The sequence below is a fragment of the Streptomyces sp. NPDC016562 genome (assembly GCF_043076955.1).
In the GTDB taxonomy this organism is placed as follows: Bacteria; Actinomycetota; Actinomycetes; order Streptomycetales; family Streptomycetaceae; genus Streptomyces.
In genome coordinates this window covers 399,580-414,978 of record NZ_JBIBRZ010000002.1, presented here as the reverse complement: position 1 = coordinate 414,978, position 15,399 = coordinate 399,580, and the positions used below count along the sequence as shown (strand labels likewise).

Genomic DNA, 15,399 nt, shown 5'->3' with positions numbered 1-15,399 from the left:
GCCTGCGACGCCTGCGCGCGCTACTCGACGATCGCGAGCTCGCGCGGGGCGTTGTTGAGGCGGCGCCCGCCGTCCTCCGTCACCGTCACGATGTCCTCGATCCGGACGCCGAAACGGCCGGGCAGGTAGATGCCCGGCTCCACGGAGAAGCACATGCCGGGGACGAGGGGCTGCTCCTCGCCCTCGATCATGTACGGCGGCTCGTGGGTGGTGACCCCGATGCCGTGGCCGGTGCGGTGGATGAAGCGGTCCCCGTAGCCGAACTCGGTGATCACCGCACGGGCCGCGCGGTCCACCTCCTGGCAGGCGACGCCCGGCCGGACCGCCGCCACGCCGGCCTGCTGGGCCTCGCGGACGATGTCGTGGACGCGCTGTTCCTCGGCGCTGGGCTCGCCCACGTGCACGGTGCGGGAGATGTCGGATCCGTAGCCGTACCTCAGACCGCCGAAGTCGAGGACGACCATGTCGCCGTGCCGGATGACCCGCTCGCCGGCCTCGTGGTGCGGATCGGCTCCGTTGGGGCCGGAGCCGACGACGGTGAAGTCGACCTGGGAGTGGCCGTGCGCGCGCAGCAGCCCGGCCAGGTCCTCGGCGACGTCGCTCTCCCGGCGGTCGGCGAAGGGCACGTGGAGGATCTGCGCGTACGCGGCGTCGGCCGCCTCCCCCGCCGCGGCCAGGCGCTCCAGTTCGCGCGCGTCCTTGACCGCCCGCAGCATGGGCAGGCAGTCGGTGAGCGGCGCGTACGAGGTGGCGGGCAACTCCCGCTGGAGCCGGAGCAGATGCAGGGCCCAGGTGTTGTCGCTCACCCCGAAGCGCCCGGCGGCGTCGAGCAGGGGCGCGGTCACGCCGTACGGGTTCTTGCCGTCGGCCCAGTCCCGCAGGGTGAGCGCGGCGGCGCCGGCGGCCTTGGCCGCGTCCGCCGCCTCCAGCGCGGGCACGACGAGGACCGGGTCCCGCCCGGCGGCCAGGACGAGCAGGGTCAGCCGCTCGGTCTCGGCGGTGGGCCGGTAGCCGGTGAGGTGCGTGAGGTCCGGTCCGGGGGCGATCAGCAGCCCGGCCAGGCCCGCGTCGGCGGCGCTCCGCGCGGCCGCGGTCATGCGGGCGGCGTAGTCGGCGGCGGTGAAGGGGGCCGGGCCTTCAGTGGTGGCGTCCTGTGTCATACGGGCGATCCTGCCGTGAGCCGTGCGGCGAGGGCGGCGGCCGCGCCGGTCGGACGGCCCGGCGAGAGGAGCTCCGTACGGTGGACCAGGCGCGGCGCGGACACCGGGACGGCGACCCCCGCTCCGGCGGCCTCGGCCACCCGGCGCGGCAGCAGGACCAGGCCGTGCCCGGCGGTGGCGAGGGCGCACAGCGCCAGCACGTCGGTGCCCTCGTAGCGCACGGAGGCCCGGGCGGCGGTGAGCGGCAGCCCCACGCCGGGGGCGTCGAGCCAGCGCGCGTCGGCGAGGTCGTCCAGCCGGACGGCGGCCCGCCCGGCGAAGGGGTGCCCGGCGGGCAGAAGGACGGCCAGCTCCTCCTGCGCCACGCCCGTCACGGTGAGGGGGGCCACGTCGGGCAGCCGCAGCGGATCGCTGGGCGCGGCCGGGCCGTCGACGAGGCCGAGGTCGCAGCCGCCGGTGGCGACGGCGGCGGGCACCTCGGTCGCGGGCAGCACCCGCAGGGTGACCCCGGTGGGCGGCAGCGCGGCGAGGAGCGCGGGGCCGACGGCCAGCGGGGAGGCGGCGAGCGTGACCCGGCCGGGCGGCGCGGCGGCCAGCCGCAGCACGTCGGCGCGGGCGGCGTCGAGCCGCAGCAGCAGCGGCCCGGCGTGTTCGAGCAGCCGCGCGCCGGCCGGGGTCGGTGCGACGGGCCGGCGGGTGAGCAGCTCGGTGCGCAGGTCCCCTTCGAGGGCGGCGATGTGCTGGGAGACGGCGGACTGGGTGTAGCCGAGCTCGCGCGCGGCGGCGGAGAAGGAGGAGAGCCCGGCGACGGCGACGAAGGTGCGGAGGAGGTGCGGATCCATGGGCATCAGGATCACTTATCGAAGGTGCAGCAACAATCGTTGGCGCTGAAGCCGGGCGCGACCCCAGGATGATCTCCATGACCACCGCCGCACCCACCGCAGCCACTCCTGCCACCACGCCCACCACCCCGGCCGGGGGGATCGCGCGGATCGCCCTCGTCGGCGACCGCTCCCCGCACGTGAAGTCCCACACCCGGGTCCCGCTCCTCCTCGACGCCCTGGCCTCCCGCGACGGGCTCGTCCTCGACGCCTACTGGATCCCGACCGCCGACGCTGCGGCGCAGGCGGCCGACGGGACCCTGGCCCGCTTCGACGCGGTCTGGGTGCTGCCCGGAAGCCCGTACGCCAGCGAGGCCGGGGCCTTGGCCGCGGTCCGGGTGGCCCGCGAGGAGGGCATCCCCTTCCTCGGCACCTGCGGCGGCTTCCAGCACGCCCTGCTGGAGTACGCCCGGTCGGTCTGCGGGCTGACCGGGGCCGCGCACGCCGAGAACGACCCCGGCGCCGAGGACCTGCTGATCGCTCCGCTCGCGTGCTCGCTCGTCGGGCACGAGGGCCTCGTACGGGCCGAGCCGGGCTCGCTCGCCGAGTCCGCGCTCGGCGCCGAGCGGTCGATGGAGCGCTACCACTGCAATTACGGGCCCGCGCCCCGCCACCTGCCGGCCCTCACCGCGCACGGGCTGCGCCTGTCGGGGCACGACGAGGACGGGCAGGTGCGCATCGCGGAGCTGCCGGGGCACCCCTTCTTCCTGGCCACGCTGTTCCAGCCCGAGCTGCACGGGGACGGGACGCGGCCGCACCCGATCGTCCGGGCCCTCGCCGTGGCGGCCGTCGCTCGCGCCGCCCGGCGCGCGGAGGGCTCCGGCGACCGGTTCGCCGCCGCCCTCGCCGCCACCTTCGCCGGCAGCCGGTCCGCCGGATAACGCGTCGCGGGACCACCCTTCTGATCGGCTATGCTGTGCTTGCACATCGAACGGGCGGTCCGCCGCCCTTCGTGGTGGGTGTAGCTCAGTTGGTAGAGCACCTGGTTGTGGTCCAGGTGGCCGCGGGTTCAAGTCCCGTCACTCACCCTGTTGGTCCCGTGAGGGGTACGAGGTTTCCTCGTACCCCTCACGGGCGTTTTGCGGGTTCCTACGCGCGCAGGAATGCCTCGACCTCGGTGGCGAGGGCCACCGGGGTCTCGTGCGGCGGGTAGTGGCCGGCGCCGGGGAGGGTGTGGATCCGGCAGTGCGGGTACCAGACCTGCCACGTGGCGCGCATCACGTCGGCGGTGAGCGCGAGGTCGTACTCCCCGACGAGGACCAGCACCGGGACGGTGTTGCCCTTCACCGCCGGGGACAGGTCCAGCGCCTGCCAGCTGGAGAGGTAGGCGGCGAAGGCCTCGGGGCGGGAGACCTCCAGGGAGTGGGTGACCATGCGCTCCAGCCAGTGGCGGCTCGCCCGGTGGCCGGTGACCAGGTCGAGGATGGTCCGGCGCTTGCCGGGGTCCTGCGCGGCGCCGTAGAAGAGGGCGTGGGTCGCGTCGTCCATCGCGTAGGGCCCGGCGGGGACCGGGTTGATCCCGACGAGCTTCTCGATCCGCTCGGGGGCCCGGACGAGGACCTGCTGGGCCGCCTTGCCGCCCATGGAGTGGCCGAGCAGGGAGAAGGTGTCCCAGCCGAGCTCGTCGGCGAGTTCGAGGACGTCGTCGGCGATCTCGGGCAGGCTGTGGCGGCCGGGGACGTCACGGCGCTCGCCGTAGCCGCGGTAGTCGAGGAAGGCGTACGAGAACCCCTCGGGGTCCAAGTAGTCCAGCACGGAGCCCCAGTTGGCGGTGGTGCCGAACCAGTCGTGCAGGACGATGACGCGGACGGGTCCGGTGCCGATCCGGCGGTGGGCGATGGCCATGCGTTCTCCCTCGGTGACGGGGGGCGGTGCAACCGACGCCGTACGTTCTGCCCGCCGGCCCGGCGGTCACACCTGCCGCCCCGCCGCGCCCGCGGCCGCCGCCCCGCGGACCTCCGGGTCCTGGGGCGGCGGCTGCCGAGCGCCTCGGGAGAGCAGGTCAGACGGTCCTGATCGCCGGGTCGGAGACGCCCGGCGCTCCCGTCTCGACGTGGCCCGCGAAGCGGCGCAGGAAGGTGCCGTCCGCGTCGGAGACCACCCGCACGTCGTACCAGCGGCCCGTGGCGGCCAGGTCCGCCGTGTACGAGGCCGTGCCGCCCGCCGCGACCCGCAGGGTCTGGGTCGCGCCGCCGTAGGCGTTGGTCACCGTGAGGTTGACCGCGGTGGAGCCGGAGTTGGTCAGGGTCAGCCTGAGGTTTCCGGTGGCCGCGTCGTGGCGGGCCGTGACCTCGGGGCCGGCCTTCTTCGCCGGGCCCTTCCAGGTCCGCAGGAAGCCGTTGGGACCCCACACCGTCAGGTTGATCTGGTTGCCGGTGGAGCTGCTGGTCGACCAGGTGTCCGAGAGGGTCTTGCCCGCCTCGACCGTGTAGGGCCAGGGGCCGTCGGTGCGGTTGCCCGAGGTGCTGTGGAAGTGGGCGCCGAGGGTGGGACCCGACGCGAAGGTCAGGGTGAACTTGCCGGTGGAGGGGGTGGCCCTGCCGTCCACGTACGGCTGGTAGCCCAGCGCGCGGGTCGGCTTGGAGCCCGCCTCCTGCCTGGGCAGGGTGCCCGTGGCCGGCACGGTCGGGTAGAAGGACGGGTGGCGGTTCTTGTCCGGCGGGACGTACCCGGCCGTCGAAGGCAGCGCGGCGGGCGCGGCGTCGGCCCGGGTGAAGTCGAAGGCCGAGGTCAGGTCACCGCAGACCGCGCGGCGCCACGGCGAGATGTTGGGCTCCTGGACGCCGAAGCGCTTCTCCAGGAAGCGGATGACCGACGTGTGGTCGAAGGTCTCGGAGCAGACGTAGCCGCCCTTGCTCCACGGGGAGACCACGATCATCGGGACGCGCGGGCCGAGCCCGTACGGTCCGGCCGCGTAGCCGCCGCCCCCGTTGAAGAGGTCGCCGGTGACGCTCGCCGTGGACAGGCCCCACGCCGAGGAGGCGGGCGGGTACGGCGGCACCACGTGGTCGAAGAAGCCGTCGTTCTCGTCGTAGGTGATGAACAGGGCGGTCTTCGCCCACACCGCCGGGTTCGCCGTCAGCGCGTCCAGGACCTGCGAGATGTACCAGGCGCCGAAGTTCGTCGGCCAGTTGGCGTGCTCGCTGAACGCCTCGGGGGCGGTGATGTACGAGACCTTCGGCAGGGTGCCGTTCAGCACGTCGGCGCGCAGCCGGTCGAAGTAGCCGTCGCCCGCCTTGACGTCGGTGCCCGTGCGGGCCTTCTCGTAGAGGGGGCTGCCGGGCTGGGCGTTGCGGTAGGTGTTGAAGTACAGCAGCGAGTTGTCGCCGTAGTTGCCGCGGAAGGCGTCGTTGATCCAGCCCCAGTGGCCGTTCGCGTCGAGGCCGTCGCCTATGTCCTGGTAGACCTTCCAGGAGATCCCGGCCGCCTCCAGGCGCTCGGGGTAGGTCTTCCAGCCGTAGCCGGCCTCCTGGTTGCCGAGGACCGGGCCGCCGCCGGTGCCGTCGTTGCCCGTGTAGCCCGTCCACATGTAGTAGCGGTTGGGGTCGGTGGCGCCGATGAAGGAGCAGTGGTAGGCGTCGCACACGGTGAAGGCGTCGGCGAGGGCGTAGTGGAACGGGATGTCGTTCCGGGCCATGTACGACATGGTCGTGGCCGTCTTGGCCGGGACCCACTTGTCGTACTTGCCGTTGTTGTAGGCCTGGTGGCCGCCGGCCCAGTCGTGGTCCAGACCCGTCAGGAACTGCATGCCGAGGTCCTCGACCTCCGGATGGAAGGGCAGGATGTCCTTCGTCCCGTTGGACTGGTGGAAGACGGACTTGCCGTTGTCCTGGAGGACCGGCCGCGGGTCGCCGAAGCCCCGGACGCCCTTCATCGCGCCGAAGTAGTGGTCGAAGGAGCGGTTCTCCTGCATGAGGACGACGACGTGCTCGATGTCCTGGATCGTTCCGGTGGTGCCCTGCGCCGGGATGGCGGCGGCCCGCGCGATGCTGTCGTTCAGCATCGTGAGGGCGGCCGTGCCGCCGGCTATCTGCAGGAACCTGCGACGGTTGAGTTCTGCCATGGCGTGACGACCTCTGCGGGTGAGGGGGGAGTCGAGGGGCGCCCCAAGGACAGCGGTCCTGGGGGACCGGACGGAGATCCTTGTCCGACACCTGGCCGTACAGCCGGAGAACGAAAGGTCGCTCCTGCACGGCCCACGCGTCTGGCGAAGACGGTAGGCGAACCACTCACCGCACAACAGCCCCTGTCGGCACGCTCCTTCGAGGTCAGGGCGCCGGTCGGGGTACTCATCCGGCCCGTGCGCCCATCTGAGCATCCGTACTCATGCCCGCAAGGTGGCGGCTTGTCATCGTGTGGGCATGTCCTTTCAGCCAAGTGAGCCACGGCCCCGCGCCGGGATAACCGCCGTCGGCAGCCTGTTGCCCGACGACGTGCTGTCCTCGGACGCCCTTCAGCGGGAGGTGGCGCGCGCCAGTGGCCTGACGCTGCCGCCGAGACTGCTGACGCAGGCGACCGGGATCGTCTCCCGCCGCGTCGCCGCCGAGGGGGTGTACGCCTCCACGCTGGCCGTGGGCGCCGCCCGCCGGGCCCTGGCCCGCGCCGGGCTCGGCCCGCTCGACGTCGACCTGCTGGTCTTCGCCTCCGCCTCCCGCGACATGGTCGAGCCCGCCACCGCGCACATCGTGCAGGAGCGGCTGGGCTCGCGGGCCCACGCCCTGGACGTCACCAACGCCTGCAACAGCTTCGTCAACGGGATCGACCTGGCCCGCTCGATGATCCTCGCCGGGCGGGCGCGGCGGGCCCTGGTGGTCACCGGCGAGACGCCGAGCCGGGCCGTGCGGCGCACACCCGCCGACCTGGCGGAGTTCCGCAGCGGCTTCGCCGGCTACACCTTCGGCGACGCGGGGGCGGCCGTCGTCGTGGAGGCCGTGGAGCGCGGCGGGATCCTCGACGTGGACACCGAGACCCACTCGGAGCACTGGGAGGTAGGGGGCATCCCGGGCGGCGGGTCCCGGCACCCGCGCGGGGACGCGTACACCTACTTCCGCGGCGACGGCCACGAGCTGCGGGGCGTCTTCGAGAAGGTCGGCACCGCCGTCATCGACCGGACGCTGCACCGCACGGGGATGGACTGGGACGGCTTCGCCAGGGTGCTGGTGCACCAGGTGACGGTGCCGTACCTGGAGCGGTTCGCGGAGCTGACGGGGGTGCCGGCGCAGAAGCTGGTGGTGACCGTGCCCGAGCTCGGCAACGTCGCGAGCGCGAGCATCGGCGTCCAGCTGGACCGGGTGTTCGACGAACTGGAGCCGGGGGAAAAGGTGTTGTTCGTCGGACTGGGCGGCGGCATCAGCATCATGACGATGGTCTGGGAGAAGTCGTGAGCCGGATGTGGGTGGTGGTGCCCGCGCACGAGGAGGAGGCCCGGCTCGCGGACACGCTGCGGGCCCTCGCGGCCCAACGGGACGCCGACTTCACCCTGTTGGTCGTCGACAACGCCTCGACGGACCGGACCGGGGAGATCGCCCGGGAGTTCGCGGCGGGTGCACCCTTCCCGGTGGAGGTGATCGAGGAGCCGGAGAAGGGCGTCGGCTCCGCCGTGGACACCGGCTTCCGGTACGCGATCGGCCGGGGCGCGGCCCTGCTCGCCCGCACCGACGCGGACTGCCTGCCCCGGCCCGGCTGGACGGGCGCCGCGCGGGCCGCGCTCACGCACAGTCCCGGACTGGTCTGCGGGCGGATCGTGGCCCGCCGCGACGAACACGGCCCGCTCGGCCGGGCCGGTTTCCGGCTGCTGGTGGGGCTCGCCGCGCTCTTCGGGCGGCTGCGGCCGGCGCACTCCCGGCGGGGCGGGTACCGGGCCTCCTACCGCATGCACGCCGGGAACAACATGGCGATCACCGCCGAGCTGTACCTGGCCGTCGGCGGCATGCCCCGGCGTCCCTCGCCGACCGACCGGCTCTTCCTCAACGCCGTACGCCGCCACACCGACCGGATCGCGCACTGCCCGGCGATGGTCGTGGAGAACTCCACGCGGCGCCTGCGGGCCTACGGGCTCGCCGGCACCGCCCGCTGGTACCTCGACCAGGGCAGCGGCCGCCACGGAACGGACCCCCGCTGATGCTCGACCGACTCGACCACGCCCTGCGCAGCCGCCCGGAGCGGCCCGCCGTCCTGGCCGCCACCGCCACCGGCGCCACCCGGGTACGCGCCACCCGCGGCGAACTCGCCGAGCTGGCCGACGCGTTCGCGGCCGCGCTGCACGCGCGCGGGCTGCGCGCCGGGGACACCGTCGGCGTCGCGGTGCGCCCCGGGCCCCGGGCGCTGGCCGTGCTGCTGGCCCTGTGGCGGCTCGGGCTGCGCGGGGCCGTCCTGGACCCGGGCGCGGGGCCCGACGTCCTGCGGGCCCGCCTCGCGCTGGCCCGGCCCTCGCTGGTGCTGGCCGACGCGGCCGCGCAGGCGGTGGCGGGCTGGGCGCGGCCGCTGGCCCGCCGGGCCCGGCTCGCGCTGCCGGACCTGGCCGAGCTGGGTCCGGTGGCCACGGTCGGGCCGCGGCTGCCGGGCTGCGCCCCGGCGCTGGACCTGGGGGCGCCGCGGCTCGGCGTGCCCGTCCGCGCCGAGGTGGACGGCGACGCCGACGCGGTGATCGTGTTCACCTCCGGGACCACCTCGCGGCCGCGCGCCGTCGTGCACACCCGGGCGAGCCTGTCGGCCGGGATGGAGACGGTCTCCTCCCTCTTCGACGCGAGCGGGGACCGGCCCGTGCTCGGCGGCACCTTCTTCGTCCTGGTGCCCTCGCTGACGCGGGGCGCGCCCGTCGCCCTCCCGGCCGGCCGCCCGCGCGTGCTGGCCCGGCAGTTGGACCGGCTGCGGCCCGAGGACACCTATCTGACCCCGCCGCGGCTGCGGGACGCCCTGGCCGCGGGTGCCCGCTTCCACGGCCGGGTGTGGACGGGCTCGGCCCCGGCCGGCGCCGGGCTGCTGGAGCGCGTGCGGACGGCGGGCGCGGCCGAGGCGTGGGGGGTGTACGCGCTCACCGAGCTGTTCCCGGCCGCCGCGGTCGAGGCGCGGGAGAAGTCGGCCTTCGACGGGACGGGCGACCTGGTCGGCGCCCCGCTGCCCGGGGTGCGCGCCCGGACCGACGCGGACGGCCAGCTGCTGCTGGCCGGGCCCGCGGCCCGCCACCGCTACCTGGGCGAGGAGCCCGACCCGTGGGTGCGTACGGGCGACCGGGCGCGGCTGGACGACGCCGGCCGCATCGTGCTGGGAGGCAGGTGCAAGGACATGGTGCTGCGCCGGGCGGAGAACATCTACCCGGGGCTGTACGAGCCCGCCCTGCACGTGCCCGGGGTGGAGCTGGCCGTGCTCGTCGGGATTCCCGCGGGCGACGGCGACGAACGGCTGGTGGCCGTCGTACAGCCGCAGCGCGGCGCGGACGAACCCGCCCTGCGCGCGGCCTTGGCCGAGCCGGTCGGGCGGATGGGCACGGCCCGCCCGGACGAGGTGCTCCTCGCGCGGATCCCGCTGGCGGGGCGCTCGCGCAAGCCGGACCGGGCGGCGACCGCCGCCCTCGCGGCGCGGCGCCTGGGGGTGCCCGCATGACCGCCGGGTCCCACGCACGCGCGCGCCGCCGCGACCGCCGGGTCTACCTGGGCAGCCATCCCCTGCTGTTCGGGCTGCTCGCCGCCACCCGCGGGCGGCCGGTGCGCCGCCTCGGCGGCACGCTGCTGGTCCACGGCGCGGACGCCTACCGGGAGGCGCTGACGCGGCTGCCGCTCGACCGGACGGCGGCCGGTACGACGGGCGCCGCCGCGCGCTCCGCCCTGCGGGGCGGCGGGGGCGTGCTGTTCGACCAGGAGGGCGGCGGGCACCGGGCGGACCGGCGGGACCTGGCGGGCGGGCTCGGCGCGGCCGGGGTGGAGCGGCTGCGGGCGGGCTGGCAGCCGTTGCTCGTACGCCGCCTCGCGCCGCTGTCGCGGGGCGGCGAGGTCGACCTCGTCGACCTGGCGCGCGAGCTCGCCGGGTCGGTGGTGTGCGAGCTGCTGGGCTGCGCCGCCGATCCGCGGGAGGTGGCGCGGGCCGCCGCCGAGGCCGCGGCCGCCTCCGTACGCAGTCACCTGCCCGGGCCGCGCCGGCCGCGCGCCGAGGCGGCCGCGGCCCGGGCGGCCGACCGGCTGCGGCTGCTGCTGGGCCCGGCCGAGGAGGCGCGGGCCGCGATGGTGGCGGTGGCCGCAGTCAACACCACCGTCGCCGCGCTGCCCCGGGCGGTGGCCTGGTGCGCCGACGCGGGCCTGTGGGGGCAGGCGGCGGACGGGGCGCTGCGGCCGGCGCTGGCCGAGGAGCTGCTGCGGGTCACCGCGGCCTCGCCGCTGCTGCCGCGGGTGGCCGCGGCGGACGGCGCGGTCGGCGGCTGCCCCGTGCGCGGCGGCGAGCGGCTGCTGCTGGTCGCCCGGCACGCGGCGCAGGCGCACCGGCGCGACCCGGACGCCGTCCGGCCCGCCGGCCCGGCCGTGGCCGGGCTGGTGTTCGGGGCGGGGCCGCACGCGTGCCCGGGGGCCCGGCTGGCCCGCGTCCAGCTGGCCGACGTGCTGGCGGCGCTGGCCCCGCACCGGCCGGTGGTGACGCGGGCCCGCGTGGACCGGGGGGCGGCGCTGCCCGGCTGGCGTTCCCTGACCGTCAGGGCGGGCTCGTGAGGGCCCGGATCGCCGTGACCGGGGCGAGCGGTTTCTGCGGCGGGCACGTGGCCCGGGCGGCCGCCGCGCGCGGGGCGGAGGTGATCTGCGTGGGCCGCAGGCCCGGCCCGGTGGGGGAACACCGCTTCTGGGACGCCGCGTACGGGGAGCCGGATCTCGCCGGGGCGGACGTGGTCGTGCACTGCGCGGCGGCGGTCGGTGATCCGGCGCCCGGCTCACCGGCGGAGGCACTCATGCACGAGGTCAACGTGGACGGCACGCGGCGGCTGCTCGCGGCCGCCGGCGGGCGGCCCGTGGTCTGGGTGAGCAGCGCCAGCGTCTACGATCCGCGCCTCGACCGGAGCCTGGTCGGCGAGGACCATCCCCGGACCGGCCACCTCAACGCCTACGGGCGGACCAAGGCGGCGGGCGAGGCCCTGGCCCTGGCCGCGGGGGCGGTGGTGCTGCGGCCCCGGGCCGTCTACGGCCCCGGGGACACCCAGCTGCTGCCCCGGCTGCTCTCCCGGGTCCGGGCCGGGGCCCTGCTGCTGCCGGGCCCGGACGTGCGCCTGAGCCTGACGGCGGTGGAGAACCTCACCGATGCCTGCCTGCTGGCCCCGGGATGGGCTCCGGGGGCGTACAACATCGCGGACGCCGAGCCGTACGCCCGTGACGACGCGGTCCGCGCGGTCCTGCGGGCCCACGGCGTGCGGGCCCGGATCCGGCATCTGCCGCTGGGCGTGGCCCGGGCGGCGGCCCGCGTCGCGCAGGCCGCGGCGCGGGGAGGCGAACCGGCCCTCAGCCGCTACGCGGTGGACCAGCTGGCCCACCCGGTGGTCCTGGACCTCACCCGGGCCCGGTCGCGGGGCTGGAGTCCGGGCCGGGACCTGGCGCACTACCTGGCGTCGGTGGCCGCGGCCGGCCCGGGGGTCAGCCGCTGACGGCCGCGGGGACCCCCGGGACCGCCGGGTCCCCGGACCTCAGGATGAGCAGGTCCAGGAGCGCGAGGAGGGAGGCGCGGACGTCCGCGCGGGAGCGGGCGTCGAGCATGAGCACGGGCGTGTTCGGGTCGCGCAGGTGCAGGGCCGCCCCGATCTCCTGCGCGGTGTACGGCTGTTCGCCGTGGAAGCAGTTCGCCGCGACCACGAAGGGCAGTCCGCGGCTCTCGAAGAAGTCGACGGCCGGGAAGCTGCGGTCCAGGCGCCGCGTGTCGACCAGGACGATCGCCCCGAGCGCCCCGGACAGCAGGTCGTCCCACATGAACCAGAACCGTTCCTGGCCCGGCGTGCCGAACAGGTAGAGGACGACTCCGGCGTCGGTGAGGGTGATCCGGCCGAAGTCCATCGCCACCGTGGTGACCGTCTTGGACTCGATGCCGTCGAGGTCGTCGACCCCGACGCCCGCCGCCGTCAGCCTCTCCTCCGTGCGCAGCGGCTCGATCTCGGAGATCGTCTCCACCAGGGTGGTCTTGCCGACTCCGAATCCGCCGGCGACGAGGATCTTGACCGGGGCCGGTTCCTGGGGGGCGGGCGTGTCATATCCGGGCAAGGTTGTCCCTGATTCTCATGAGCAGGTGGACGTTGGTGGTCTCGGCGCCCTCCAGGGGCGGCCGGTGGTGGACCAGCCCGCGGTCGGCGAGTTCGCCGAGGAGCAGCGTCATCGGGGTGAGGCGGATGTTCATCCGGGCCGCGATCTCGGCGACCGCACGGCCGCCCGGCGGCGCGCACAGGGCCAGGACGTCCTGCCACTCGGTGGGCAGTCCGGCGTCGGCGTCCGCGGCGACCGCCGCCGTGATCGTGGTGTCCATGGTGAGGACGGTGTGCGGCACGGCCGTACGCCCGTCGGTCAGGGCGTACAGGCGTGTCCGGCGGCCGCTCGCGGGCTGGGGCTCGTCCTGCGGCATCAGGCGTTCGGTACCTGGGCGCGCTCGGGGGTGCCCAGCCACTCGCCGAGCGCCTGGGCGGTCCGTACGGCCTCGCCGCCCAGCTCCCCGAGCCGCGCCTTGCGGGAGGTCACCACGATGAGGGTGCTGCCCTCGCCGCATCCGACGATGCAGAGGTACCGGTCGTCCATCTCGACCAGCTGGCGGATGACGCGGCCGCCGTCGATCTCCCGGGATATCGCCTTCATCGTGGCCGCGATGCCGGAGGCGGCGGCCGCCATCCGCTCGGCCTGGGGCTCGTCCAGCAGGTAGGCGCTGAGTTTGATGCCGTCGTTGGACAGGAGCACCGCTCCCTGGATGCCGGCGATCCTGCTCAGGTTGTTGTCCAGGACGCTGTAGATCATGTCGTTGGCCGCGGTGTTCGGTGAAGTAGTCATGGCTGATCCCGTCGGAGCTCTTCTTCCACTGTCTGGGTCCCGTGTTCGTAGTCCGCCCAGGCGTCGGCCACCTCTTCGGGTGTCTCCGTGTCCGGCCGGACGGCGGCCTGCGGTACGCGGGGTGCGCGCAGTTGTTCGGCGATGTGGGTCTGCGGCACGCGCTCGGGGAGGGCGGGCCGCGTGGGACCGTCCGCCGGGGCCTGTCGGACGGCGAGCGCGGGCGTGGTCTCCGGCGCGGCCTCGCGGGGCGCGGGCTGGGCCGCGGCCGCCGTGGGGCGGCGGCTCGGCAGCCCCGCGGCCGTGTGCAGGACCAGCTCGGGCGCCCGCTCCTCGCTCGCGGCCGGGGCGGCGGACGGCTCGGGCACCGGGGGCGCGGCCGGGGCCGGGGGCTCGGGGTCGCGCGGCGCGTCCCCTTCGGTCGCCACCAGCAGCTCCCCGGGGATGATCACCACGGCGGAGGTGCCTCCGTACACCGAGCGGCGCAGGGTGACCGTCGCCCCGAGCTGGTCGGCCAGGTGGCCGACCACGAAGAGCCCGAGCCGGTGCGCGTTCTGTGCCAGGACGGAGTACGGCGGGGCCTCGTGCAGGCGCCCGTTCATCTCCTCGTACCGCTCGGCGCTCACGCGCGGCCCGCGGTCCTCGATCTCCACCGACAGCCCGTCCGCGACCACCTCGGCGCGGATGACCACCTTCGAGCGCGGCGGGGAGAAGCGGGTGGCGTTGTCCAGCAGCTCGGCCAGCAGGTGGCTGATCTGGCTGATCACCCGCGGTTCCACGCTGGTCTCGTCCAGGGCCTGCCGCTCGATGCGCCGGAAGTCCTCGACCTCCGCGGCGGCTTCGCGCAGCAGGTCGGCGATGCGCATGGGCTCGGTGTGCGGGTCGGGGACCTCGCCGCCGGCCAGGATGAGGAGGTTCTCGATCTGCCGCCGCATGCCCACCGTCAGCTGGTCGGACCGCATCAGCTGGGCGAGCAGCGCCTCGTCGTGGCCGAAGGCGTCCTGGATGTCCTCGGTGAGGCTCAGCTGGCGGCTGACCAGGTTTCCGGTGCGCGAGGCGATGCCCGAGGCGAACAGGCCGAAGCCGTGGCGCTCGGCCGCGAGCCGGCGGTGCCCGTCGACGGACACGGCCACGGCCCGGGCGAACGCGTCGCTGATGCGGCCGACCTCGTCCCGGTCGCCGCGCACCGCCGGCAGCACCCCGGCGTCGACGGGCTGGCCGCGCTGCAGCCGGGAGACGACGTCGGGGAGGGTCTCCTCGGCGACGGTCACGGTCCGTTCGTGCAGGTCGGCCAGGCGGCGGAGCACCGACCGCGTGGTGAAGACGACGACGATCACGACGAGGAGCAGCCCGCCGCCGCTTGCCCCGACGAGCCAGGCGACCTCGGTCTCCAGCTCCGCGGCCTTGGCATCGCCGCGCGTGAGCACCTTGCGTGCACGGTCGACGTTGAGCGTGGCCATCTGCACGGAGAAGTTGGCGTGCGCGGACCGCCAGCCCGCGACCTCGGCGGGCAGCTTGACGCCGGACGCGGTGTCGGTGTGCCCGGAGATGACCGCGTTCTCGATGTGCGTCTTCTTCTGCCAGTCCGGGGAGGCGACGATCCGCTCGTAGAACCGCCGGTCCCCGTCGGACAGATAGGGCACGACCCAGGTCTGGTACAGGTGCCGGTGGGCTCCGATGGCACTGACGAACTGGTCGAATCCGGCCGTGTCCAGTTCCCTGGCCGGTCCGGCCAGGGCCAGGAGCGTGTCCTCGCGCGCCAGCATCTCCGTGGCCGAGAGCATGGACACCACGGGCCGGGTCTCCTGGACGAGTTCGGCGTCCTGCGCGTGGCTGAACTCCTGCTGGTACACCTGGATGACCGCGCCGATCACCCCGGTGTAGTAGGCGAGGGTGCTGTCGGCGCCTCCGGTACGGGCGTCCGCGCGCTGGCGGTAGGCGGCCAGGCCGTCGAGCCAGCGGTTCACCTCGCCGAAGGAGGCGTGCGCGTCGCCCGCCAGACGGCGGAATTCGGCCGCGGCCCGGTCCGCGGCCTCCCGGCGGATGCGCAGCTCGTCCTCGGCGCCCGCGGTGCCCGCCCACCGCGCGGCGGTCGCCGTCCGCTCGGCCTGCATGTCGACCATGAGCGTGTAGAGCGGTGCGCCGATCCGTTCGGCGGCCGCGACGTCGGCCCGCAGGTGGTTCGACTGCTCCAGCAACCGCGCTGCGGTGACGGCCACTTGGGTGCCCATCGCCACGGTGGGGAGCACGGCCAGCCAGATGAGCAGGGTGCGCAGGCGTACGGTGCGCCGCCGACGGGTCGTCGACTGCCCTGGTGCGTCTTCGGGTTCTATGGGAGACATCGGACCTCGGGGACGGGGATGGCCGGGG

Annotated in this window: 14 protein-coding genes and 1 tRNA gene; 7 read left to right on the top strand and 8 right to left on the bottom strand. The window is 75.2% G+C overall.

Going from position 1 to position 15,399, the window contains the following annotated elements; genetic code table 11:
• Nucleotides 1–20: 20 nt before the first annotated feature.
• On the bottom strand, nucleotides 21–1,160 hold the full coding sequence (locus tag ACF059_RS09775; RefSeq protein WP_392053901.1) for a M24 family metallopeptidase: 1,140 nt from the start codon (nucleotides 1,158–1,160) through the stop codon (nucleotides 21–23).
• Entirely contained in the window at nucleotides 1,157–2,002 is an 846-nt protein-coding gene (locus ACF059_RS09770; protein ID WP_361954064.1) for a LysR family transcriptional regulator, read from the bottom strand. Before ACF059_RS09770 ends, ACF059_RS09775 begins: the two co-directional genes overlap by 4 nt.
• A gap of 77 nt (nucleotides 2,003–2,079) precedes the next feature.
• Here ACF059_RS09770 and ACF059_RS09765 point away from each other — a divergent pair, with 77 nt between their 5' ends.
• Both ACF059_RS09765 and ACF059_RS09760 read left to right on the top strand, forming a co-directional pair.
• On the top strand, nucleotides 2,080–2,922 hold the full coding sequence (locus tag ACF059_RS09765) for a hypothetical protein (protein ID WP_392053898.1): 843 nt from the start codon (nucleotides 2,080–2,082) through the stop codon (nucleotides 2,920–2,922).
• A 74-nt stretch (nucleotides 2,923–2,996) separates the two neighbouring features.
• Nucleotides 2,997–3,069 (top strand) — tRNA-His (locus ACF059_RS09760).
• Between the two features lie 61 nt (nucleotides 3,070–3,130).
• On the opposite strand, the gene ACF059_RS09755 is transcribed toward ACF059_RS09760, so the two are convergent.
• Both ACF059_RS09755 and ACF059_RS09750 read right to left on the bottom strand, forming a co-directional pair.
• Nucleotides 3,131–3,886 (bottom strand): alpha/beta fold hydrolase, encoded by a 756-nt coding sequence (locus ACF059_RS09755; RefSeq protein ID WP_392053895.1) that lies wholly within the window; start codon nucleotides 3,884–3,886, stop codon nucleotides 3,131–3,133.
• A 157-nt stretch (nucleotides 3,887–4,043) separates the two neighbouring features.
• Nucleotides 4,044–6,104 carry a phosphocholine-specific phospholipase C gene (locus ACF059_RS09750; protein ID WP_392053892.1) on the bottom strand — a complete coding sequence of 687 codons (2,061 nt, stop codon included), beginning with the start codon at nucleotides 6,102–6,104 and terminating at the stop codon, nucleotides 4,044–4,046.
• A 298-nt stretch (nucleotides 6,105–6,402) separates the two neighbouring features.
• Between ACF059_RS09750 and ACF059_RS09745 the strand changes: the two genes are divergently transcribed.
• From ACF059_RS09745 to ACF059_RS09725, 5 genes are read left to right on the top strand one after another with little or no spacing between them, the layout of a single operon-like run.
• Nucleotides 6,403–7,425 (top strand): 3-oxoacyl-ACP synthase III family protein, encoded by a 1,023-nt coding sequence (locus tag ACF059_RS09745; protein WP_392053889.1) that lies wholly within the window; start codon nucleotides 6,403–6,405, stop codon nucleotides 7,423–7,425.
• A 5-nt stretch (nucleotides 7,426–7,430) separates the two neighbouring features.
• On the top strand, nucleotides 7,431–8,162 hold the full coding sequence (locus tag ACF059_RS09740) for a glycosyltransferase family A protein (RefSeq protein WP_392056555.1): 732 nt from the start codon (nucleotides 7,431–7,433) through the stop codon (nucleotides 8,160–8,162).
• On the top strand, nucleotides 8,162–9,643 hold the full coding sequence (locus ACF059_RS09735) for an AMP-binding protein (protein ID WP_392053886.1): 1,482 nt from the start codon (nucleotides 8,162–8,164) through the stop codon (nucleotides 9,641–9,643). Before ACF059_RS09740 ends, ACF059_RS09735 begins: the two co-directional genes overlap by 1 nt.
• The gene (locus tag ACF059_RS09730; protein ID WP_392053883.1) at nucleotides 9,640–10,734 is read left to right on the top strand and encodes a cytochrome P450; all 1,095 of its coding nucleotides are present in this window, start codon (nucleotides 9,640–9,642) and stop codon (nucleotides 10,732–10,734) included. Before ACF059_RS09735 ends, ACF059_RS09730 begins: the two co-directional genes overlap by 4 nt.
• On the top strand, nucleotides 10,731–11,654 hold the full coding sequence (locus tag ACF059_RS09725; protein WP_392053880.1) for an NAD-dependent epimerase/dehydratase family protein: 924 nt from the start codon (nucleotides 10,731–10,733) through the stop codon (nucleotides 11,652–11,654). Before ACF059_RS09730 ends, ACF059_RS09725 begins: the two co-directional genes overlap by 4 nt.
• Here the strand turns inward: ACF059_RS09725 and ACF059_RS09720 are convergent.
• From ACF059_RS09720 to ACF059_RS09705, 4 genes are read right to left on the bottom strand one after another with little or no spacing between them, the layout of a single operon-like run.
• A complete protein-coding gene (locus tag ACF059_RS09720; protein ID WP_392053877.1) occupies nucleotides 11,644–12,261 on the bottom strand; it encodes an ATP/GTP-binding protein in 618 nt (205 codons plus the stop codon). The two genes, ACF059_RS09725 and ACF059_RS09720, sit on opposite strands and share 11 nt — an antisense overlap.
• Nucleotides 12,248–12,616, bottom strand: a complete 369-nt coding sequence (locus ACF059_RS09715) for a DUF742 domain-containing protein (RefSeq protein ID WP_360896194.1) — start codon at nucleotides 12,614–12,616, stop codon at nucleotides 12,248–12,250. Before ACF059_RS09715 ends, ACF059_RS09720 begins: the two co-directional genes overlap by 14 nt.
• Entirely contained in the window at nucleotides 12,616–13,032 is a 417-nt protein-coding gene (locus tag ACF059_RS09710; RefSeq protein WP_361949152.1) for a roadblock/LC7 domain-containing protein, read from the bottom strand. Before ACF059_RS09710 ends, ACF059_RS09715 begins: the two co-directional genes overlap by 1 nt.
• Complete coding sequence (locus ACF059_RS09705) at nucleotides 13,029–15,371, bottom strand: nitrate- and nitrite sensing domain-containing protein (protein ID WP_392053874.1); 2,343 nt, start codon at nucleotides 15,369–15,371, stop codon at nucleotides 13,029–13,031. Before ACF059_RS09705 ends, ACF059_RS09710 begins: the two co-directional genes overlap by 4 nt.
• Nucleotides 15,372–15,399: the final 28 nt, after the last annotated feature.